The sequence below is a fragment of the Nocardioides stalactiti genome (genome assembly GCF_014180715.1).
Taxonomy (GTDB): Bacteria; Actinomycetota; Actinomycetes; order Propionibacteriales; family Nocardioidaceae; genus Nocardioides; species Nocardioides stalactiti.
In genome coordinates, this window is sequence record NZ_JACEFC010000081.1 from 1 (window position 1) to 21,612 (window position 21,612).

The 21,612-nt window shown below is 72.1% G+C and carries 22 protein-coding genes; 16 read left to right on the forward strand and 6 right to left on the reverse strand.

Annotated elements, in window-relative coordinates; translation table 11 throughout:
- A partial coding sequence (locus tag H0487_RS15445) for a DUF3048 domain-containing protein (protein ID WP_183095126.1) occupies positions 1-970 on the forward strand: 970 nt, incomplete at its 5' end.
- 9 nt (positions 971-979) lie between these two features.
- On the opposite strand, the gene H0487_RS15450 is transcribed toward H0487_RS15445, so the two are convergent.
- The gene (locus H0487_RS15450; RefSeq protein ID WP_183095127.1) at positions 980-1,693 is read right to left on the reverse strand and encodes a TetR/AcrR family transcriptional regulator; all 714 of its coding nucleotides are present in this window, start codon (positions 1,691-1,693) and stop codon (positions 980-982) included.
- A gap of 297 nt (positions 1,694-1,990) precedes the next feature.
- Here H0487_RS15450 and H0487_RS15455 point away from each other — a divergent pair, with 297 nt between their 5' ends.
- From H0487_RS15455 to H0487_RS15505, 11 genes are all read left to right on the forward strand, one after another.
- On the forward strand, positions 1,991-2,527 hold the full coding sequence (locus H0487_RS15455; RefSeq protein WP_183095128.1) for a hypothetical protein: 537 nt from the start codon (positions 1,991-1,993) through the stop codon (positions 2,525-2,527).
- 130 nt (positions 2,528-2,657) lie between these two features.
- The gene (locus tag H0487_RS15460; protein WP_312855967.1) at positions 2,658-3,227 is read left to right on the forward strand and encodes a YqgE/AlgH family protein; all 570 of its coding nucleotides are present in this window, start codon (positions 2,658-2,660) and stop codon (positions 3,225-3,227) included.
- A gap of 77 nt (positions 3,228-3,304) precedes the next feature.
- Positions 3,305-3,565 (forward strand): DUF3039 domain-containing protein, encoded by a 261-nt coding sequence (locus H0487_RS15465; RefSeq protein ID WP_183095145.1) that lies wholly within the window; start codon positions 3,305-3,307, stop codon positions 3,563-3,565.
- Positions 3,562-5,367, forward strand: coding sequence for a DEAD/DEAH box helicase (locus H0487_RS15470; RefSeq protein WP_446685574.1), 1,806 nt, complete (start codon positions 3,562-3,564; stop codon positions 5,365-5,367). The genes H0487_RS15465 and H0487_RS15470 overlap by 4 nt, the downstream gene beginning before the upstream one ends.
- Before the next feature lie 58 nt (positions 5,368-5,425).
- Positions 5,426-6,244, forward strand: a complete 819-nt coding sequence (locus H0487_RS15475) for an ABC transporter ATP-binding protein (protein WP_312855968.1) — start codon at positions 5,426-5,428, stop codon at positions 6,242-6,244.
- A 31-nt stretch (positions 6,245-6,275) separates the two neighbouring features.
- Positions 6,276-7,301, forward strand: a complete 1,026-nt coding sequence (locus tag H0487_RS15480) for an ABC transporter substrate-binding protein (RefSeq protein WP_183095129.1) — start codon at positions 6,276-6,278, stop codon at positions 7,299-7,301.
- Positions 7,302-7,316: 15 nt separating this feature from the next.
- Complete coding sequence (locus tag H0487_RS15485; protein WP_183095130.1) at positions 7,317-9,425, forward strand: iron ABC transporter permease; 2,109 nt, start codon at positions 7,317-7,319, stop codon at positions 9,423-9,425.
- A 91-nt stretch (positions 9,426-9,516) separates the two neighbouring features.
- The gene (locus H0487_RS15490) at positions 9,517-10,131 is read left to right on the forward strand and encodes a hypothetical protein (RefSeq protein ID WP_183095131.1); all 615 of its coding nucleotides are present in this window, start codon (positions 9,517-9,519) and stop codon (positions 10,129-10,131) included.
- Between the two features lie 128 nt (positions 10,132-10,259).
- Positions 10,260-11,780 (forward strand): S28 family serine protease, encoded by a 1,521-nt coding sequence (locus H0487_RS15495; protein WP_183095132.1) that lies wholly within the window; start codon positions 10,260-10,262, stop codon positions 11,778-11,780.
- Positions 11,781-11,801: 21 nt separating this feature from the next.
- A complete protein-coding gene (locus H0487_RS15500) occupies positions 11,802-13,289 on the forward strand; it encodes a S28 family serine protease (protein ID WP_183095133.1) in 1,488 nt (495 codons plus the stop codon).
- Between the two features lie 12 nt (positions 13,290-13,301).
- A complete protein-coding gene (locus tag H0487_RS15505; RefSeq protein ID WP_183095134.1) occupies positions 13,302-13,835 on the forward strand; it encodes a DUF1697 domain-containing protein in 534 nt (177 codons plus the stop codon).
- On the opposite strand, the gene H0487_RS15510 is transcribed toward H0487_RS15505, so the two are convergent.
- The gene (locus H0487_RS15510) at positions 13,807-15,048 is read right to left on the reverse strand and encodes an MFS transporter (protein WP_312855969.1); all 1,242 of its coding nucleotides are present in this window, start codon (positions 15,046-15,048) and stop codon (positions 13,807-13,809) included. The two genes, H0487_RS15505 and H0487_RS15510, sit on opposite strands and share 29 nt — an antisense overlap.
- A 66-nt stretch (positions 15,049-15,114) precedes the next feature.
- Here H0487_RS15510 and clpS point away from each other — a divergent pair, with 66 nt between their 5' ends.
- Both clpS and H0487_RS15520 read left to right on the forward strand, forming a co-directional pair.
- Positions 15,115-15,423, forward strand: a complete 309-nt coding sequence (gene clpS, locus H0487_RS23485; protein ID WP_183095136.1) for an ATP-dependent Clp protease adapter ClpS — start codon at positions 15,115-15,117, stop codon at positions 15,421-15,423.
- A 13-nt stretch (positions 15,424-15,436) separates the two neighbouring features.
- Positions 15,437-16,030 carry a DUF2017 domain-containing protein gene (locus H0487_RS15520; protein ID WP_183095137.1) on the forward strand — a complete coding sequence of 198 codons (594 nt, stop codon included), beginning with the start codon at positions 15,437-15,439 and terminating at the stop codon, positions 16,028-16,030.
- A gap of 23 nt (positions 16,031-16,053) precedes the next feature.
- Here the strand turns inward: H0487_RS15520 and H0487_RS15525 are convergent, their stop codons facing one another.
- From H0487_RS15525 to H0487_RS15540, 4 genes are read right to left on the reverse strand one after another with little or no spacing between them, the layout of a single operon-like run.
- Positions 16,054-16,440 (reverse strand): universal stress protein, encoded by a 387-nt coding sequence (locus H0487_RS15525; RefSeq protein ID WP_183095138.1) that lies wholly within the window; start codon positions 16,438-16,440, stop codon positions 16,054-16,056.
- Positions 16,437-17,948 (reverse strand): tripartite tricarboxylate transporter permease, encoded by a 1,512-nt coding sequence (locus H0487_RS15530; protein WP_183095139.1) that lies wholly within the window; start codon positions 17,946-17,948, stop codon positions 16,437-16,439. The genes H0487_RS15525 and H0487_RS15530 overlap by 4 nt, the downstream gene beginning before the upstream one ends.
- Before the next feature lies 1 nt (position 17,949).
- A complete protein-coding gene (locus tag H0487_RS15535; protein ID WP_183095140.1) occupies positions 17,950-18,471 on the reverse strand; it encodes a tripartite tricarboxylate transporter TctB family protein in 522 nt (173 codons plus the stop codon).
- On the reverse strand, positions 18,468-19,451 hold the full coding sequence (locus H0487_RS15540) for a Bug family tripartite tricarboxylate transporter substrate binding protein (RefSeq protein ID WP_183095141.1): 984 nt from the start codon (positions 19,449-19,451) through the stop codon (positions 18,468-18,470). Before H0487_RS15540 ends, H0487_RS15535 begins: the two co-directional genes overlap by 4 nt.
- 112 nt (positions 19,452-19,563) lie before the next feature.
- On the opposite strand from H0487_RS15540, the gene H0487_RS15545 reads away from it, so the two are divergent.
- Together H0487_RS15545 and H0487_RS15550 are read left to right on the forward strand one after the other, a co-directional pair.
- Entirely contained in the window at positions 19,564-21,231 is a 1,668-nt protein-coding gene (locus H0487_RS15545; protein WP_220793456.1) for a sensor histidine kinase, read from the forward strand.
- Positions 21,228-21,612: response regulator (locus H0487_RS15550; RefSeq protein ID WP_183095143.1), on the forward strand; the 385-nt coding region annotated here is incomplete at its 3' end. The genes H0487_RS15545 and H0487_RS15550, both read left to right, overlap by 4 nt.

Here is a 21,612-nt window from a genome sequence, read left to right on the forward strand (position 1 = left end):
GGCCCCCCCCGCCTGTGGCGGCGATGACAAGAAGGACGACGAGGGCGGGTCGGACGAGCCTGGGGCGGTCGCCACCAAGGACGCCGAGCCGGCCACGTGGCCGCTCACCGGCCTCCCGGTCGACGGCGGCTCCGCGGAGCAGGACCACCCGGTGCTGGTCCTCAAGATGGACAACACGGAGGCCAGCGCGCCGCAGCTCGGACTGTCGCACGCCGACCTTGTCGTCGAGGAGCTGGTGGAGGGTGGCATCACCCGTCTCGCGGCGTTCTACTACTCCGACGTCCCCGGCGACGTGGGCCCGGTCCGCTCGATGCGCGCGAGCGACATCGGCATCGTCTCGCCGGTCGACGGCGTGATGGTCACCAGCGGTGGCGCCGCCCAGACCGTCGAGCGGATCCTCGACGCCGGCATCAAGATCTTCAACGAGGGCAGCCCCGGCTTCTACCGGGAGAGCAGCCGGAGCGCGCCGTACAACCTCTTCACCGACCTGGCGAAGGTGTCGAAGGCGGCCGAGGACGGCAAGGACGCGCGTCCGGACGACTACCTGCCCTGGGGCACCGAGGGCGAGCTGCCCGCGGGCAAGCCGGCCGGCACCCTGACCGCGGACTTCGGCTCGCACTCGACCACCTGGGCGTTCCAGAACGGCACCTACGTCAACCAGAACACCCACGCGGCCGCCGGTGACGAGTTCCCCGCCGACAGCGTGCTGGTGCTGCGGGTCGACGTCGGCGACGCCGGCTACCTCGACCCGGCGGGCAACCCGGTCCCCGAGACGATCTTCGAGGGCGGCGGCAACGCGCTCCTCTTCCACGCAGGCAAGGTCGTGGAGGGCTCGTGGGCCAAGGACGACCTCGGCTCCGCGCTGGAGCTCACGACCGCCGACGGAGAGCTCAAGGTCCCGGCCGGTCGGGTCTGGATCGAGCTGGTGCCGGTCGACGCCAAGAACGGCTCGGTCACCTACGGGAAGTAGGACCGCGCCTCACTCGTCGGCGGCGCCGTGGCCCGGGATGGTCACGAGCGCCGTCGGCAATTCCAGGCCCGCCTCCACCATGAGCTGGATCCCGGAGAGGAGGAAGGCGATCGCGGCCTCGACCCGCTCGGCGGCCTGCTCGGGGTCGGTCGCGGTGGCGACCGACTCGCCGGCCGACGACATCGCGCCGAAGAAGATCCGGGCGTAGGTCTCCATCATCGGCTCGTCGAGCTGCCACTTCCCGGCGTCGAGCACCGATCGGAGGATGTCGAGCACGTTGGCGAACGTGGAGCGCTCCTCCTGCTCGCGGTAGCGCTCGTAGCCGAGGACGGCCGGACCCTCCTGGATGACGATCCGCCGGTAGCCGGGCTCCTGCACCACGTGGAGGAACGCCCGCAGGCCGGACAGTGCCTTGTCCCACGGGTCCTTCTGGCCCTTGAGCGCCTTCTGGATCCGCTTCGACGCCTCGTTCTCGACCCGCTCGAAGACCGCCTCGAAGAGAGCCTGCTTGCCCGAGAAGTGGTGGTAGAGCGCGCCCTTGGTGACGCGGGCGCCGGCGACGATCGCGTCGAGCGACGCGGCGGCATAACCGGCGTCGGTGAACCGTTCCTCGGCGACGTCGATGAGGGCGCGCTTGGTGGAGGCGGAGTACGCCGCCCTGCGCGTCGCCCCGGTCACGCTCGGGACCTTGGGGACAAGTTTCGACACTGAAGCCTTGGCCACGGACGCCAGCATATGTCGTACGTCACTTCTCCGGACGCCGGTGTGACGTGGACCCGTGGCGCCGGTCACGCGGTTGCGCTCAGGTGTCCGCAAACCCCCGAAAGTTCCGGCAATTCTGGTGTTCGGGATCACCCTCGTAGGTGTTTGGCGTACCGAGATTCGGACGCATACTCTCAGTACGTACCAACGGTATGTCGGTGCTCGGAACCGTTCCGAGGCCCCCCAAGACACCGACACCTTGGCCAGAGTTCTCTCGGGGGAGCTGGGCTGCCGTTCGAACCCAGTAAGGAGCTGACCATGACCTGGAAGGCCTTTCACAACCGGGGCGAGACCCTTCGCACCGTGATCACCGTTGCGGCGGAGCGTCGGGACGGAATCCTCCCGATGGACCTGCCCGGTGTCTCCGAGCGTTTCCATGACGAGCTCGACCTGCTCGGTGCCCTTCAGCTGAAGTGGCACACCCGCCTCGCGGGCCACATCGAGTCCGAGCTGTCCGTCCAGCCGTGGGAGCTCCGCTCCGCGGTCGCCACCGGCTGGGCCCTCACCGCCGACGAGATGCCGGGCGTCCGGCTGATCATCGACCACTACCGTGACCACCCGGTCGACGACGCGATGGCCCAGGCCCTCGCCCGCTCGACCGCCAAGGAGCACTACTTCCTCGCCGTGATGGCCGGCCAGGCCGCCCTCGGCCGCGCCGAGGGTCGCGTCGTCGGTGCCGAGATCGAGCAGGAGGCGCGGAAGATCCGCGCCGCCGAGAGCGTCCACGACGCGCCGGTCGACAACGGCCCGCGCCGTCCGCTCATCGAGCGTCTGCGCGCCGTCGTCGCCGCCTGACGAAGACCACCCGGCTCTGTGCCGGGACTCCCACCAGCAGCCCCGGGACACCGACACCTCCTCCCTCCCGTGTCGTCCCGGGGCTGTTGGCCCTCCTGACCTCGTGGGCGGTGCCTGCGATGATGGGCGGGTGGGCAACTCGGTCGGCGACCTCGCGGCGGGCATGCTCCTGCTCGCGAGCCCCGACCTCCTCGACCCCAATTTCGTCGACGCCGTCGTGCTGCTGCTCGACGTCAACGACGACGGTGCGCTCGGGGTCGTCCTCAACCGGCCCAGCGCGCTGCCGGTCTCGGAGGTGCTCGCCGACTGGGGCGACGTCGTCGAGGAGCCGGAGGTCCTCTTCCAGGGCGGACCGGTCTCCGCCGATGGCGCCCTGGCCGTCGCGCTGGCGAGCCCCGGCGGCGAGAGCGCGGTCGGCTTCCGGGTCGTCGTCGACCGGCTCGGCCTGCTCGACCTCGACACGCCGGCCGAGCTGGTGGCCGGCACCGTCGAGCGGCTGCGGATCTTCGCGGGCTATGCGGGCTGGGGCGCCGGCCAGCTGCAGGACGAGATCGAGGAGGGCAGCTGGTACGTCGTCCCGGGCCAGCCCGACGACGCCTTCCGGCTCGACACCCGCGACCTGTGGCGCCAGGTGATGCGCCGCCAGCCGGGCGATCTCGCGTTCCACGCGACGCGGCCCGCCGACCCGGACCTCAACTAGGCCGGACCTCGACGAGGACTGCGCGAGGCGGTCAGTGGTTGCGGCTGGCTGGCGTCTAAACTGGTGCCGTGACCACGATCGGCTTCTCGACAGACACGGACGTCCGGGAGGACCGCCGTACCGTCCCGACCGACGAGGGTGATCACGAGCGCTTCTCGCACTACGTGGAGAAGGACAAGCTCACCGAGGCGATGGTCATGGGCACCCCGGTGGTGGCCCTGTGCGGGAAGGTCTGGGTGCCCAGCAGGGCCCCGGAGAAGTTCCCTGTCTGCCCGGACTGCAAGGAGATCTGGGAAGGCCTGTCCGACGGTCCGTCCGACCCGGGCTCCGGGGAGTGACAGGACCCGATCGGGGAGACGACGCGCTGCCGCTGACGTCTCTCGGTCCGGCCTGGCCGGAGCGCGCCGCCTGGGGTACGGCGACCTCGCTCCGCGCGTGGCAGGCGGCGGCGCTGCGGGACTACCTCGACCGCTCCCCGCGTGACTTCCTCGCCGTGGCGACGCCCGGCGCCGGCAAGACGACGTTCGCGCTCTCGGTGGCGGCCGAGCTGCTGGGCCGCCGGATCGTCGACCGGCTGATCATCGTCGCGCCGACCGAGCACCTCAAGATGCAGTGGGCCGAGGCCGCCGCGAAGGCCGGCCTCCCCATCGACCCGACGTACTCCGCCGGCAGCGGCAAGATCTCCAGCGACTACGTCGGCGTCGCGGTGACCTACGCCGGGGTCGGCGTCAACCCGCTCGCGCTGCGCATCCGCACCGAGCGCTTCAAGACCCTGGTGATCCTCGACGAGATCCACCACGCGGGCGACGCGCTCACCTGGGGTGAGGGCGTCCGCGAGGCGTTCGAGCCGGCCGCCCGTCGCCTGGCATTGACCGGTACGCCGTTCCGCTCCGACGTGAACCCGATCCCGTTCGTGACGTACGCGCCGGCGCCCGAGCACGGAGCGGGCGTTCGCGTCTCCGTCCCCGACTACACCTACGGCTATGCGCAGGCGCTGGCCGACCACGTCGTGCGCCCGGTCCTGTTCCTCGCCTACTCCGGGGAGATGCAGTGGCGCACCCGGGCCGGCGACGAGGTGGCGGCGAGCCTCGGCGAGCCACTCACCAAGGACATGACCGCCCACGCGCTGCGCACCGCGCTGGCCCCCGAGGGCTCGTGGATGCCGGCCGTGCTCCAGGCCGCCGACAAGCGGCTCTCCGAGGTACGACGCCACGTCCCCGACGCCGGCGGCCTGGTGATCGCCACCGACCAGGACTCCGCCCGTGCGTACGCGAAGCTGATCAAGGCGATCTCGGGGGAGTCCGCCACGGTCGTCCTGTCGGACGAGAAGGCGGCCTCCAAGCGGATCGCGGAGTTCAGCGCCGGCGACAGCCGTTGGATGGTCGCGGTCCGGATGGTCTCCGAGGGCGTCGACGTGCCACGGCTGGCCGTCGGTGTCTATGCGACGACCACCTCCACGCCGCTCTTCTTCGCCCAGGCCGTCGGCCGGTTCGTGCGGGCGCGGACCCGCGGCGAGATCGCGTCGGTGTTCCTGCCGTCGGTGCCCAAGCTCCTGGGGTTCGCCTCCGAGCTCGAGCTGCAGCGCGACCACGTCCTCGGACGCAAGGTCAGCAGCGAGGACGACATCTTCGCCGCCGAGGACGACCTGCTGGCGCGCGCCAACGCCGGCGAGACGGCGTCGGCGGAGGAGCAGTCGGTCCCGTTCGAGGCGCTCGGTTCGCAGGCCCGCTTCGACCATGCCCTGTACGACGGTGCGGCGTTCGGGCACGAGGGCGAGATGCACGTCGGCTCCGACGAGGAGATGGACTTCCTCGGCATCCCCGGCCTGCTCGAGCCGTCGCAGATGAAGGAGCTCCTCCAGCAGCGGCAGGCATCGCGGTCCAAGCCGCGCCAGCAGGCGTCGGCGTCCACGCCGGACACGGTGGAGCAGGTGACGACCCATGAGCAGCTCGCGGTGATGCGGCGCGAGCTCAACGGTCTGGTCTCGGCGTGGAACCACCGCACCGGCCAGCCGCACGCGATCACGCACGCCGCGCTCCGCAAGGAGTGCGGGGGACCGGCCGCGGCGATCGCCAACGCCGAGCAGCTGCGCGCCCGGATCGATCGGATCCGGGAATGGGCGGTGCGCAAGAGCTCATAGCGCCGGCGTGAGCCAGGCCACAGGCAAGCCTTGCCTTACTTAGGTTAGGCTAACCACCGTGACGATCACGGTGACGGACGCGAGCGCTCTCGCAGGGCACGACCTGGTGCTGGGCTACCAGCGGACCACGGTCGTCCACGGCGTCTCGGTGCACCTCCGGCCGGGCGCCGTCACGGCGCTCATCGGCCCCAACGGCAGCGGCAAGTCGACCGTGCTGCGTTCCCTCGCCCGGCTCCAGCCCGTCGAGGCCGGCCGGGTCACCCTGGGCGCGGACGACGCCGGTCCGCTCAACGCCAAGGAGTTCGCCCGCCGGGTGACCCTGCTGTCGCAGTCGCGGCCGCACCCGTCCGGCCTGTCGGTGCGCGACGTCGTCGCCTTCGGTCGGCACCCGCACCGCAGCCGGTTCGCGGGGACGACCGACGCCGACCGCCGGGCAATCGACCACGCGCTCGAGGTCACCGGCGTCGCCGGCATGGCCGACCGTTCCGTCGACCAGCTCTCGGGCGGCGAGCTCCAGCGGGTCTGGCTCGCGACCTGCCTCGCGCAGGACACCGGGGTGCTCCTCCTCGACGAGCCGACCAACCATCTCGACCTGCGCTACCAGGTGGAGACCCTCGATCTGGTCCGCGACCTCGCGGACCGCCACCGGACGGCGCTCGGGGTCGTCCTGCACGACCTGAACCACGCCGCCGCGGTGGCGGACCAGGTCGTGCTGCTGCACCAGGGCCGTGTCCACGCCGTCGGCGAGCCCGCCGCCGTCCTGACCGAGGAGAACCTCTCCACGGTCTACGGACTCCCGATCCGCTGTCTGGTCGACCCGGTCACGGGCGCCGTACGGGTCGAGGCCCAGGGCAGGCACCACCAGCGGCGTCGCTGAAGCGCGTCCGCACCCCAACAGTGAGGAACCCATGAAGACACGATCGATCGCGGCTGCCCTGACGGTGCCGCTCGCCCTGCTCCTGGTCGCCTGCGGCACCACCGAGAGCAAGGACGGCGACGATGCTGCGCCGAAGGCGAACGACTCGGCGGACTGCGCGGACGACACCACCGCGACGAGCGAGGGCCCGGTCAGCCTGACCGACTCCTACGGTCGCGAGGTCGAGCTGGAGAAGCCGGCCGAGCGCGTCGCCGTGCTCGAGTGGCAGCAGATCGAGGACGTCCTCACGCTCTGCCTGACGCCCGTCGCGGTGGCCGACGCCGAGGGCTACGCGACCTGGGACACGGCCGAGGCGCTGCCGGAGGGTGTCACCGACGTCGGCACGCGGGGCGAGCCCAACCTCGAGACCCTGTTCGCGGCCAACCCGGACCTGGTGATCGTCGAGGCGTACACGGCCGAGGACGGGATCATCCAGCAGCTCGAGGAGTACGACGTCCCGGTCCTCGCGACCAAGGGCGCCGACGCGGCCGACCCGATCCAGAACATGCTCGACACCTTCGACCTGATCGCCCAGGCGACCGGCCGCGAGGAGCGCGCCGAGCTCGTGGTCGACCAGTTCAGCACCTCCCTCGAGGAGGCCAAGGCCGAGGTCGCCGACGCGGACCTCGCGTCGGAGTCCTTCGTCTACTTCGACGGCTGGATCCAGGGCGGCAACGTCGCGATCCGTCCGTTCGGGCAGGGCTCGCTGATGGGCGAGCTCGGCGAGGAGCTCGGCCTCACCAACGCGTGGACCGGGGAGGTCGATCCGGCCTACGGGCTCGGCCAGACCGACATCGAGGGGATGAGCGAGGTCGGCGACGCCACCTTCTTCTCCACGGGGACGACGGACCCGGCCGGCGACGTCAACGGCGAGCTCGCCAAGAACCGCGTGTGGGCGCAGATCCCGGCCGTGGCCGAGGGCCGTTCGCATCAGTTCCCGGGCGGCATCTGGACGTTCGGCGGGCCGCGCTCCGCCGAGCAGGTCCTCGACGCCTACGTCGACCTGCTGACCCAGTAGCAGCGCGAGCGAGGGATGGTGGTCGAGCAGCGGCTCCCGGGGACCCCGGTGCGGTCCCCGCAGCCCGACGTACGACGGATCGGCCGCGCCGGTGCGATCGGTGCGACCGGCGTGCTGGTGCTGCTCACCACCTCCCTCGTCCTCGTCTCGGCCTGGCACCTGGCCCAGGGCACGTCGACCGTCGGCGCGAGCGACCTGGTCGCGTGGGCGTTCGGCGGCGGCACCTCGGAGGCGGGCGACATCCTGCTCGGCTCCCGGGTGCCGCGCCTGGCTGCCGGTGTCGCGGTCGGGTTCGCGCTCGGCGTCGCCGGTGCCCTCCTCCAGTCGCTGGCCCGCAACGCGCTCGCCTCGCCCGACACCCTCGCGGTGACCGGGGGCGCCTACCTGGCCGTCACCGTCGTCGCCGCCTTCGGCCTCGCCGTCCCGCTGTGGGCGTCGGGCATCACCGCCTTCGTCGGCGGGATCCTGGCGGCCGCCCTGGTGCTCGGCCTCGCGGGCGGCGCCGGCACGTCGACGACCCGCCTGGTGCTGGCCGGCTCGGCCGTCGCGCTCGCGCTCCAGGCGGCCACCTCGACCCTCCTCATCCTGTTCGCCGAGGAGACGACGAGCCTCTTCGCGTGGGGGAGCGGGTCACTGAGCCAGCTCGGGCTCGACGCGTTCGGCCAGGCCGCACCGGTCGTCGTGGTCGCCACCGCGGGTGCGCTGCTCCTCGGGCGGAGGCTCGACCTGCTCGGTCTCGGCGACGACAGCGCGGCCGTGCTCGGCGTGCCGGTGCGCAGCACCCGGGCGATCGGCACCGTGCTCGCCGTGCTGCTGACGGCCGCGAGCGTCACCCTCGCCGGACCGATCGGCTTCGTCGGTCTCTTCGCACCCGTGGTCGTCCGGCTCGCGGGCAGCTGGGTCCCGGCGCTCCACCGCCACGTGGTGCTCATCCCGGCGGCAGGTCTGCTGGGTGCCGTCGTGGTCGTCCTCGCCGACGCGCTGCTGCGCGCCTTCCTCGGGGCCGACGAGGCGATCTCGGTCCCGACCGGCATCACGACCACGCTCGCCGGTGCGCTGGTGATGGTCGTGCTCGCCCGCCGCGGTCGCGACGCGGGCCCTGCGAAGCAGCCGCCCGCCGCCCGGATCGGCGTGCGGAGCCGTCGGCGGTTCGTCGTCGTGCTGACAGGCGCCCTCCTCGCGGCGGCCGGCGTGACGGTCCTCGGGCTGCTCGGTGGGGACACCTGGCTCCGGACGGGTGACGTCGCCCTCTGGCTCCAGCACGAGGGATCGCCGCTGGTGCGGTTCGCCCTCGACGAACGGGCACCGCGGGTCGCGGCGGCCGTGCTCGGCGGAGCAGCGCTGGCCCTCTCGGGGGCACTGGTCCAGGCGACGTGCCGCAACCCGTTGGCCGAGCCGGGCATCCTCGGCATCACCGGAGGTGCCGGCGTCGGAGCGGTGGTGGTCGTGACCGGCAGCGTCACCGCCGCCCCGACGCACAGCTCGGTCCTGGTCGGTGCGGTGATCGGCGCGCTCACCTCGTTCGCCCTCGTCTACGGGCTCGCCTGGCGGCGGGGCCTGGACGCCGACCGGTTGCTGCTCATCGGCATCGGGACCTGGTACGGCGCCGCGGCCCTCACGACGTACCTCCTGGTGCGGTCGAACCCGTGGGACACCCCACGGATCTACACCTGGCTCTCCGGCACGACGTACGGGCGGAGCTGGGAGCAGGTGGTGCCCGTCGCCGTGCTGCTGGTCCTCGCGCTGCCGCTGGCGTGGCTGGTACGCCGCGAGCTCGACCTGCTTGCCTTGGACGAGGACACCCCGCGGCTGGTCGGTGTCGGTCTCGAACGGGTCCGGCTGCTCGTCCTCCTCGTCGCCGCCCTCCTCGCCGCCACGAGCGTCGCGGCGGTGGGCGTCGTCGGCTTCGTCGGGCTGGTCGCTCCACACCTGGCGCGCGGGCTCGTCGGCGGTCGCCACGCCCGCTCTGTCCCCGTCGCCGTCCTCCTGGGCGCCGCGCTGCTCGGTCTGGCCGACCTGGTCGGGCGCAGCGTCATCGCGCCGTCGCAGGTCCCGGCCGGCCTCGTGGTCGCTCTCATCGGTGCGCCGTACTTCGTCCTCCTGCTCGCCCGCTCGCGGGCCTGAACCCGTTCGCGGGCAGCCTCTGAGCCACCTACGGGCCGAGCATCACCCGGTGGGGGGAGCGGCGAGGACCGTGACCGGTAGGTTCACGCCCATGCTGCTTCCTCGTGCTCTCGCCACGATCATCGTCGTCTCGGCTATCGCGCTCTCCTCGTGCGGCGGTGACTCCGAGGACGGCGACAAGGGGATGGCTGACAACGACACCTCCGCCAGCCCCGACCTGACGGACGTCTCCGCGACCGACGACGGCGGCGGTTCCGAGGGCACGAGCCCGAGCTTCGCCGACTGCTCGGCCGTCCCGGGCGCCGAGATGGCGGTCGCTCTCGGCGGCTCGACGGGCACCCAGGAGGTCATCCCGGGCGGGGGCGTGTGCACGTACGCGCTCGACGACCCCCAGCAGCCGTCCACGTCGGTGGAACAGTTCAGCACTGCGGACTTCGCCGACGGTTGGGACGGAGCCAGGGCGAACATCGCCACCACGGCCGTCGGCACCATCGAGGGCACGCCCGTCGAGGTACCCGGCATCGGTGACGGTGCGGTCATCGTGGTGGGCACCGGCGACGGCGCCGTACCTGACGGGATCGGACTGGTGCTCCTGGGGGACACGATCGTGCGCGCCACCATGTACAAGGGCTCAGCGGAGGTCGACGATGCAGAGCTGACGGCCATCACCACCGCCGTGCTCACCTTGATCGCGTCGAAGGCGTAGACCGAGCCGGCGAGCGGCAGCAGCTGGTGCTGTGCGCTCGCGTCTTATCCCTCAGTGCGTGACGCCGGCGGCCGATCTGCGTTGAACCACCGACCTCGGGCGGACGCGAGATTCATGGGGGAACACGGATGGCCGGGCTGTTGCGCGCGCTCGCCTGTACGACGGCGACCGTCGTCGCCGTGTCCGCGCTCGCGGTTCCGACCTCCGGCGCCCAGGACCCCGCCCAGCGCTCCGTCCCGCGCTCCGTCCAGCACTCCGCCCTCGCCGACAGCCCCGACCTCGTCGACCGGATCCGCAGGATCCCGATCGTCGACCGGGTCACGGAGGTCCGGCGCTCCCCGTCAGGGACGCGGTTCTTCCGGATCGAGGCCGCGGTCCCGGTGGACCACGCCGAGCCGGACGGTCCGACGTTCGGCCTGCGGGTCAACCTGCTGCATCGTGGGTTCGCCCGGCCGACCGTCGTGGAGACCTCGGGCTACCGGCTGTGGGACGAGCCCTACCGGTCCGAGGTCACCCGCCTGGTCGACGGCAACCAGCTCGACATCGAGCACCGGTTCTTCTCCCCGTCGCTCCCCGAGGACCCCGACTGGGCGACCCAGCTCACGATCCGCCAGGTCGCCGACGACCATCACCTGGTGATCCAGGCGTTCCGTCACCTGTACGACGGGCGCTGGCTCAGCACCGGTGACTCCAAGGGCGGCATGGCGGCGACCTACCACCGCCGGTGGTACCCCGACGACGTCACCGCGACCATCGCCTACGTCGCGCCCAACGACGTCGTCGACGACGAGGACGCCTACGGGCCGTTCCTCGCCCGGGTCGGCGGCCCCCGGCTCGCCCACTGCCGCGAGCGGCTGGTGGCGCTCCNCGCCGACTGCCGCGAGCGGCTGGTGGCGCTCCAGCGTCGGGTGCTCACCGATCGCGGCTGGTTCCGCCACCGCCTCGGCACCTGGTCGGAGGACAACGGGCTGACCTGGTCCTACGTCGGCAGTCTCGACCGCGGCCTGGAGGCCTCGGTCATCGACTTCTCCTTCGCCTTCTGGCAGTACTGGGGCGACCGCGCCTGCGCCTCGGTCCCGGTCGCGCGCCGGCTCACGAACTCCGAGGTATGGCGCTACCTGGGCCTGGTCAACCCGTGGAGCAACCTCTCCGACCAGCGCCGGTTCTACTCGCTGCCCTACCACTACCAGGCAGCCGCGCAGATCGGCGGACCGAAGCCCTACGAGGCTCCGCTCCGCGACCTGCTGGCCTACCCCGGCGAGGACACCCCGTCGCGGATCCTCCCACCCGGGTTGGAGCCGGCCGCCTTCGACTCCGGCGCGATGCCCGACATCGACAGGTGGGTGCGGACGTCGGCGCGGCGGATGCTCTTCGTCAACGGTGAGCACGACCCGTGGTCTGCCGAGCCGTTCCGCTGCGGCTCGTCCGGGAGCGAACGGTCGTGCCGAACGGTGGTCGCGCCGCGCGCGACCCACGGCGCGCTCATCGAGGACCTGCCGCGCGCTGCCCGCCGGCGCGCCGTCCGCGACATCCGGGCGTGGGCCGGGGTCGGCGGTCACGACCGCACCGAAAGGCACCGGGAGGTGCGGCGCCTGACCGAGCTCGATCGGCGCTACCTCTCGTTCGTCCGTGCCGGCCGGCGCCGTTGATGCGTTTGCCAGACTGACGCCGTGCCCTCCCGTCCCGGTCCCCGCGCACGGCTCGCACCCGCCGCGCTCGCCCTCGTGGTGGGCCTCGTCGTCGTCGCCACTCCGTCACGGCCCGTCGCGGCCGGGTCGACACCGGCAGAGCCGCGGCAGCGAGCGAGCCTCGTCGACCGGATCGAGCGGATCGGCATCGTGGACGAGGTCACCGAGGTGCCGCGGCTCGCCCCGGCCGGTGGGCGCTTCTTCCGGATCTGGTTCCGGCTGCCCGTCGACCACGACCGGCCGCAGGGCCGCACGTTCCGGCTCCGGGCCGCGCTCGTCCACCGCGGCACCGAACGACCGATGGTGGTCGCGACCTCCGGTTACGGGCTGTACCAGTGGCGCTACCCGTACCTCGGCGAGGTGACCCGGATCGTCCAGGGCAACCAGCTCGACCTCGAGCACCGCTTCTTCAAGCCCTCCCGGCCCGCGCGGCCGGACTGGGACCGCCAGCTCACCATCGAGCAGTCGGCGGCCGACCAGCACCGGATCATCACCGCGATGAAGGCCGTCTATGGGCGCCGTTGGCTGTCCACGGGCGCGTCCAAGGGCGGCATGACGATGACCTACCTCCGACGGTTCCACCCCGACGACGTCGCCGGCACCGTCGCCTACGTCGCACCCAACGACGTCGTCGACGGCGAGGACGTCTACGACGACTTCCAGGCCGCGGTCGGTGGCGCGGACCTCGCCGGGTGCCGTGCGGACCTGGTCCAGGTGCAGCGCCGGATCCTCGGCGACCGCGCGTGGTTCCGCGACCGGCTCCGCTCGCGGGTCGAGGGCGACGGGTTCCACCTGCGCCTGGTCGACTCCTTCGACCACGCGCTCGAGGTCGTCGTGGTCGAGCTCTACTTCGCGTTCTGGCAGTACCAGGAGGCGGCGGAGGCGTGCACCTCCGTGCCGTCGGCCTCGGCGACCCGACGACAGGTCTTCGACTGGGTCGACGGGGTGCTGCCGTGGACCTTCGTGACCGACGAGGGCCTGCGGCCCTACGTCCCGTACTACTTCCAGGCGGGCACCCAGCTCGGCTCCCCGCTGCCCTACGAGGACCGGATCGCCGACCTGCTCCGCCACCCCGGCTACGACGTGCCGGCCGCGTTCGTGCCGGACGGCCTGAAGCCGATGGCCTTCGACTCCTCGGTGATGGCCGACATCGACGCATGGGTCCGCGAGGAGGGCTCGCGGATGCTGTTCGTGTACGGCGAGCTCGACCCGTGGAGCGCCGAGACGTTCTCCTGCGGGGAGTCCGGTGCCGACCGGCAGTGTCTGGTCCGCTGGGTGCCCGACGGCAACCACGGTGCCGACCTCTTCGCGCTCCCCGCCGCAGCGCGGCGGGCCGCGGTCGCCCGGGTGCGGGAGTGGGCGGGTCTCAGCACCGACCGGCAGGCGGTCCTCGCCGCCGAGCGCCGCGCCGCGCCGGCGGAGTCCCGCGTCCGCGCGCCCGGGCCGCGGACGGCTGTCCCCGGGCCCTGACACACTTCCCGCATGCCGACCTACGTGGCGTTCCTGCGGGCCATCAACCTCGGACCCAACCGCAAGTTCCCCAAGGGCGACATCGTCACGGCGACCGAGGCCGCCGGCGGCACCGACGTCGAGACCTACATCAACACCGGCAACGTGCGGCTCACCTCGCGGGCGCGGTCGACGGACAAGGTGACCGAGGTGTTGGAGAAGGCCTACCTCGACCAGGCGGGCTTCGCGGTGCCGACGATCGTCCTCACGACCGCTGAGCTCGCCGCCGTCGCGGGCGACGCCGAGGAGGTCACCCGCCCCGACCTGGAGCGGCACTACCTCTACCTGCTCAAGGAGGAGCCAGCCGCGGACCGGGTCGCCGCGCTGCTGGCCAAGGAGGGCGCGACCGACCAGGTCGTCGTCCGTGGTCGCGCGGCCCACGTCCTCCTCGGGCCGGGCTACCAGGCCGGCAACGTCGACCCGTGGGGTGTGGAGAAGGCCCTCGGCGTGGTCGCGACCAACCGCAATCTCAACGTCGTCAGGACACTGGCGCAGAAGTGGTGCTGACGGTCGCCCGGGTCAGCGAGCGCACCGACCGCGACCCCAGCGTGAGCAGCGAGATCGCGGCATAGGCGAGGCCCGCCGCCAGGATCATGTGCTGCACGCCGAAGGCCTCGCCGAGCGGCCCGAACGCGAGCTGCCCGACGGGGATGGCGATGTAGGAGCCCAGCATGTCGTAGGAGTAGACGCGCGAGAGCATGTCGGGCGGGACGTGCTCCTGCATCGCGAGCTCCCAGCCGAGCCCGAAGACCTCGATCCCGGCGCCGCCGACGAACGCCGCGACGAGCAGCACCCACAGCTCGGTGGTGGTGCCGAGCGCGATCATCTGGCCGGCATAGACCGCGCAGCCCAGCATCCCCAGCAGCAGCGGGCGGCGCAGCGGCACCCGGAGGAAGACGATCGAGGTGACCACCAGGCCGGCCGCTCCGGCGCTGAGGATGAGGGCCCAGCCGTGCACGCCGATCTCAGTGTCCTTGGCGTGTGCCGGACCGAGGGTGTTGAAGCCGCCGCTGGCGAGGGCGTTGAGGACGCCGAACGCCAGCACGATCACCCACAGCCACGTCGTACGACGGAAGAAGCCCCAGCCCGTGCGCAGGTCCTTGAGGATGCTGTCGCCGTCGTCGCGTGGAGGCGGGGCAGGCAGCTTGATGGGGAGCAGCAGCAGTGCGGAGAGCAGGTAGGTCGCGCCGTTGATGGCGATCGCCCAGCCGGCACCCACCCCGACGACGAGACCGCCGGCCAGCGCCGGGGCGATCACCAGCGCGCTGTTGCGGAGCAGCCCGTTGAGGGCGTTGGCCGACTGGAGCGCGCCTTCCGGTGCCAGCTGCGGGAGGAGGCCGGCGAGCGCGGGCTGGTTGGCCGCCGCCGCCACCCCGTTGACGGCGCTGAGCGCCGCGAGCTGCCAGATCTCGGCGTTGTCGGTGAGTACCAGGGCCGCGATCGCGAGAGCGGTCACGCTGGCGGTGAGGTTGCTGAGCTGGATGATCAGCGTCCGGCCGAACCGGTCGGCGAGCACGCCGCCGACGAGGAGGAAGGCCACCATCGGGATGCTGTGGGCCGCCAGCACGATGCCGAGGGCGCTGGCCGAGCTGCTGACCTCCAGCACCGCGAAGACCAGGGCGACGCCGCCCATGATGTCGCCGATCAGGTCGACCGCTCGGGACGCGAAGTACCACCGGAAGCGCCGGTCGCGCAGGGGTGCCAGTGCCGTGCCCTTCACCGGCGTGATGCCATCACCGGTGCCGCCGGGTGTCAAACGAATTGAGAGCCGTGCCACCATGGGCGGGTGACGACCGCGAGCCCTGTCGAGGTGGATCCGGGAGTCGACGAGGACCTCACCCCGGACGAGATCTCGCTCACCGCCACTCCCTGGGTGACCGTGGTCTGGAACGACCCGGTCAACCTGATGTCCTACGTCAGCTACGTCTTCCAGAAGTACTTCGGCTACTCGAAGAAGAAGGCGGAGAAGCTGATGCTCCAGGTGCACCAGGACGGCCGGTCGGTCGTCAGCAGCGGCACCCGCGAGGAGATGGAGCGCGACGTCCAGGCGATGCACGAGTACGGCCTGTGGGCCACGCTCACGAAGAGCGAGTGACGGGACACTGACGATGGCGGGATTCGTCCGGCACCGCCGGAGCAAGCGCATCATCGCGACCCTGTCGGCGTTCGAGGCCGACCTGCTGCGGTCGCTGGCCGCCCAGCTCGTCGAGCTCCTCCGCAACGAGGAGGCGGCCCCGACCGAGGCCGCCGACCCGCTGGAGGCCCTCTTCTCCGGCGGCGCGTTCTCCGGGCCGACCACTGAGCCCGAGGACCCGGTGCTGGCGCGGCTCTTTCCCAACGCCTACCGCGACGACGGCGACGCGGCCGCGGAGTTCCGTCGGTTCACCGAGGGATCGTTGCGCGACGGCAAGGCGCGCGCCGCCGGGACGGTCATCGACACCCTCGAGGAGGCCGGGCTGCCGTCCGAGCCGACCGACGAGGACCTGACGATCGACGTCGAGATCGACGTCGTGACCGCGGAGGTCTGGATGCGGACCCTCACCGACCTGCGGCTCGCCCTGGGCACCCGGCTCGAGGTCGAGGAGGGCGACGAGGACTACTGGTACTCGCTGCCGGACGAGGACCCCCGGGGGCAGGCCCACCACATCTACGAGTGGCTCGGCTACCTGCAGGAGACCCTCGTCCAGGCCGTCGCCGGCTGAGGACCAGGCCCGATCAGGGCAGATCAGGGCTTCACGGCGAGCACCGGGCAGGTCGCGTCGAGGATCACCCGCTGCGCGACGCTCCCCAGGAGCAGCTTGCCGACCGGGGACCGGTGGCGGATGCCGACCACGATGAGGTCGGCGGCCTCCTCCTGCGCCGCCGCCAGCACGGCGTCGGCGACGTCAGGCACGACGTCGTGACGGACGGCGACCTCGAGGCCATCGGCCTCCAGGTCGGCCTGCACGGCCGCGATGTCGGCATCGCCGGCATAGCGCGGGTCCACCAGGCTGTCGCCCCGGGTGGCGTTGACGACGACCAGCCGTACGTCGTCCTTGCGGGCCAGGCGGACGGCATGGTCGAGGGCGGCGCGACCGTAGGTGTCCGCGCTGTAGGCGACGACGATGCTCATCGCTCCACCAGCTCCTTCTCCTCAGTTGTGACGGGTGCTGCGGGAGCCGGGCGTCGGAGGCCGTTGACGGCCACCGCGGTCAGCAGCAGCCCGATGACGGAATAGACGACGACGGCCACCGGCTCGCTCCACAGGGTGCTCACGTCGCCACCGGAGATCGCCAGGGCCTCGGTGAGCTGACCCTCCATCTTGGGACCGAGGATGACGCCCACGATGAGCGGCAGCACCGGGATGCCGAACCGGCGCATCGCGAACCCGAGGACGCCGAACAGCAGCAGCAGCGCCAGGTCGAACGCCTGGAAGTTCACGGTGTAGGCGCCGAGGCAGGCGAAGAACAGGATGCCGGCGTACAGCTGCGGACGGGGGATGCGGAGCAGCTTGGCCCAGAGCGGGGCCAGCGGCAGGTTGATCACCAGCAGCAGCGTGTTGGCGATCAGCAGGCTCGCGAGCAGCGCCCACACCAGGTCCGACTCGTTCTCCATGAGCAGCGGACCGGGCTGGATGCCATAGCTGGTCAGAGCCGACAGCATGATCGCCGCGGTCGCGGTGGTCGGCAGCCCGAGCGTCAGCAGCGGGAGCATCGTCCCGGCGGCCGAGGCGTTGTTGGCCGCCTCGGGGCCGGCGACGCCCTCGATGGCGCCCTTGCCGAACTCCTCCGGGTGGTTCGTCAGCCGCTTCTCGGTGACGTAGGAGAGGAACGTCGGCATCTCGGCGCCGCCGGCCGGCAGCGCGCCGAACGGGAAGCCGTACGCGGTGCCGCGCAACCACGGCTTCCACGAGCGCTTCCAGTCCTGCTTGCCCATCCACGGCTGGCCGACGGGGATGATCTCCAGCGGCTTGCGGCGCAGGTGCGCGGCGACCCACAGCGCCTCGCCGACCGCGAAGATCGCGACCGCGACCACCACGACGTCGATGCCGTCGGCCAGCTTGGCGTCACCGAACGTGAGCCGGGCCTGTCCGGTCTGGGTGCCGACCAGTCCGATCGCCAGGCCGAGGAAGAGCGCGATGAAGCCGCGCAGCCGCGAGGAGCCGAGCACGGTGGTGACGGCGATGAACGACAGCAGCATCAGCGCGAAGTACGACGGTGCGCCGAGCTTGACCACGAGGTCGGAGACTCGCGGGGTGAGGACCCAGAGCAGGACGGTGCCGATCGTGCCGGCGATGAACGACCCGATCGCGGCGGTGGCGAGGGCTTGGGCGGCACGGCCTCGCTTGGCCATCTTGTTGCCCTCCAGCGCGGTCACCACCGACGAGGACTCTCCAGGGGTGTTGAGCAGGATCGACGTCGTCGACCCGCCGTACATGCCGCCGTAGTAGACGCCGGCGAACATGATGATCGCGCTGTCCGGGCCGACCGAGTAGGTCACCGGGAGCAGCAGCGCGAGCGCCATGGCCGGGCCGATCCCGGGAAGCACGCCGACGGCGGTGCCGAGGATGACGCCGAGACAGGCGAAGAGCAGGTTGGTGGGGGTCAGGGCTTGCTGGAAGCCCTCGAGCAGCAGGTCCATGTCAGAGGACTCCGTCCAGGATGCCGGCCGGGATCGGCACACCGAGCCCGACGTAGAACGCGTACCAGGAGCCCACCGAGAGGGCGACGCCGACGCCGACGTCGCGCAGCAGCGTGCGGCTCCCGAGGGCGCGGGTCGCGCCGACGAACAGCAGGGCCCCGGTGATCGCCCAGCCCAGGAAGTTGATGAGGGCCAGGTTGGCGACGAGGACCGCGGCGAGCATGGCGACGGTCACGACGTCGGTGCCCTGGGTGAGGTCGATGTCCTCGCCCTCGTCGGACTCGGGCAGGTCGCCGCGGGCGGTGGCGACACCGAGCAGCACGCCGAGCAGCACCAGGACCGCGCCGACGATGTAGGGGACGGCGTAGGGCTGGACCGGCTGGTCGGCGAATCCGTCGTCGAGGCCGAGGGCGTCGAGGAGGACGTAGCCGCCGGCGACGACGAGGAACGCCGCCATGCCGTACTGCGCCTTGTCGACGAGCCGTGGCTCGCCCGGTTCGCGGGTGTGGACGTGCGTGCTCATGAGAGGCCCAGCTCCTTCAGGGTGTCGGCGACGCGGCGGTCCTGCTCCTCGAGGAAGGCCGCGAACTCGTCTCCGGTGGCGAAGCTGTCGATCCAGCCGTTGTCGGCCAGCGCCTCCTGCCACTCGTCGGTCTCGTGCATCTCGGTGAACAGCTCGATCAGGTAGTCGATCTGCTCGTCGCTGATGCCCGGGGGCGCGAGGACCCCGCGCCAGTTGGTGAAGACCAGGTCGACGCCGGCCTCGGTGAGGGTGGGCGCGTCGATGCCCTCGAGCCGCTCCTCGCCGGAGACGGCCAGCACCCGGAGGTCGCCGTTCTCGATCTGGCCGGCGAACTCGCCGAGGCCCGACATGCCGACGTCGATCTTCTCGCCGAGGAGCGCGGCCGTCAGCGGGCCGCCGCCGTCGTAGACGATGTAGTTGACGTCGGTCGGGTCGATGCCGACCTCGGCAGCGAGCTGGTGGGGGAAGAGGTGGTCCGGTCCGCCGGGGGAGGAACCGCCGCCGACGACGACCGACTCGGGGTCGTCCTGCCACGCGGCCACGAGGTCGTCGATCGTGTCGAACGGCGAGTCGGCCGGCACCAGGATGCCCTCCTGCTCCTCGATGAGCCGAGCGATCGGCGTCATCTTCGTCGGCGTCGCGTCGGACCTGTTGGTGTAGACGGCGCCGACGACCCCGAGGCCCATCGTCATCACCAGGTCGTCCGCACCCTCCTCGTTGAGGAGGCGCTGCATGGCGACGGTCCCGCTGGCGCCGGTGACGTTGGTGACCTCGAACCGGCCGGTGAGGTCGTTGTCCTCCAACGCACGGACGGCAGCGCGCCCGGTGAGGTCGTAGCCGCCTCCCGCGCTGTTGGGGATCATCATCCGCAGCCGGCGGTTGCTCGGGTCGTCGGAGTCACGAGTGACCCCGCACCCGCTCGCGACGACCACCAGGGCGACGAAGGCGGCGAGTACGGCGGAGAGCCGACTCCGGTGCATGGGAACCTCCAGTGGTACGGGGCGTGAGCGGCGTCACGCTCGATCCGTGCCAGCATGTCTGCGGGCTGTGGCGGCCGTCACTCTTGCGGACGCAAAGGAGGTTGTGGACGTTGTGGTCGCGCTGACGAACGACTTCCGGTGGCGCCGTGGCGAGCTGACCCTCGCCGGCAAGGTGCTGGTGCTCCAGCTCGCCGTCGTCGCGCTGCTGCTGGTGGCGATCGGGTTCCTCGGCGTCCGTCAGTCCAACGCCGACTTCGCCGACGAGAGCGGCCGCGAGCTGCGCCAGAGCGCGGAGGCCCTCGCCAACGGCCCCGACATCCGCCCCAAGCTCGAGGACGTCCGGAGCGGCGAGACAGCGGCGAGCGACCTGCCGCGCCAGCTCGCCCCGCTGGTCGACGAAGGGGTCACCCTCTACGGCGCGACCGACGTGATGGTCGTGTCACCGGACGGCAAGGTGCTCGGTGCCACCGACCCGAGCCGGGTCGGCGAGGAGGCAGACCTCGGCGAGAGCGACGCGCTGCTGCGCGGCGTCGGCTGGACCGGCGACGTCGACCCCGACGGCGAGCGGGCCGTCGCCCACCACGCGCCGGTCCTCGCCGCGGACGGCACCCTGCTCGGGATCGTCGTGGCCGAGGAGCCCTATCCGTCGGTCGCGGACCAGGTGCGGGACGCGGCGCCGTACCTCGCGCTCTACCTCGGGCTCGGCGCCCTCCTCGGGCTGGTCGGGACCTGGGCGGTGTCCCGGGTCGTACGACGCAGCACCCGCGGGCTGGGGACCACCGAGCTCGCCCACCTCGCCGACCACCGCGAGGCGCTCCTGCACGCGATCCGCGAGGGCGTCGTGGGGGTCGGCACCGACGGCCGGGTGACGGCGATGAACGACGCCGCCCGTGCCACGCTCGGCCTCGAGGACGGCCCCGAACCGCTCGGCCGGCTGGTCGGCGACCTCGGTCTCGACCCGCACGTGGTGGCGCTGCTGACGGGCGAGGGGGCCGACGTGAGCGACGCCGTCGCCCTGGTCGGCGACCGGGTGGTGGTCTTCAACCGCGGCAACGCGTCCGCCGACGGCCGCGGGATCGGCACCGTGACCACGCTCCGCGACCGCACCGAGCTGGTCTCGCTCCAGAGCCAGCTCAGCTCGAACCTGTCGATCACCGACACCCTGCGCGCGCAGACCCACGAGTTCGACAACCGGCTGCACACGATCTCCGGGCTCGTCCAGCTCGGGGAGTACGACGAGGTGGCCGCCCTGGTCGGCACCCTGACCCGGCACCGGGCCGAGGTGGGGGAGCGCGTGTCCGCACGGCTCCTCGACCCGGCGCTCGCCGCCCTGGTCGTCGCCAAGGACGCGGTGGCCCACGAGCGCGGCGTCACCCTCGAGCTCGACCCGGGCTCGCGGCTGCCGGTCCTCGCGCCCGGCGACGTCGCCGACCTCACGACCGTCCTCGGCAACCTGGTCGACAACGCGGTCGACGCCGCGGCCGGCGCCCACGAGCCGCTCGTCGAGCTGTGGGTCCTCGCGGACGGCGGCGACGTCCACGTCCGGGTCCGCGACAACGGCCCAGGGGTGCCCGCGGACCTGCGCGAGGCGATCTTCGTGCGCGGATTCTCGACCAAGCCCGAGGTCCTCGGTGGGCGCGGGATCGGGCTGCCGCTGGTGCGGCTCCTCTGCGCCCAGCGCGGCGGCTCGGTCACCGTCGAGAGCGCCGACACCGGCGGAGCGGAGTTCCTGGCGACCTTCCCGATCACCCCCTCCGTCGGCCAGGATGAGCGATCGTGATCCGGGTCCTCGTCGTCGATGACGACTTCATGGTCGCGCGGATCCACGCCGCCTTCGTCGAGCGCACCGACGGCTTCGAGGTCGCCGGTACCGCGCGGACGGGGGCAGAGGCGCTGGAGATGGTCGGCTCCCTGGCGCCCGACCTGGTGCTGCTCGACGTCCACCTCCCCGATCTGTCGGGGATCGAGGTGCTCGAGCGACTGCGCTCCCGTGCCGACGGGGATGCCCACTCGGTCGCCGTCGTCATGGTGACCGCCGAGCGCGGCGCCGCGGCGGTCCGCGCCGCCCTCCACGGCGGCGCGATGCAGTACCTCGTCAAGCCCTTCGAGTACGACGACCTGGCCGACCGCCTGCGCCAGGTCGCCGCCGCCCTCGCCCGCC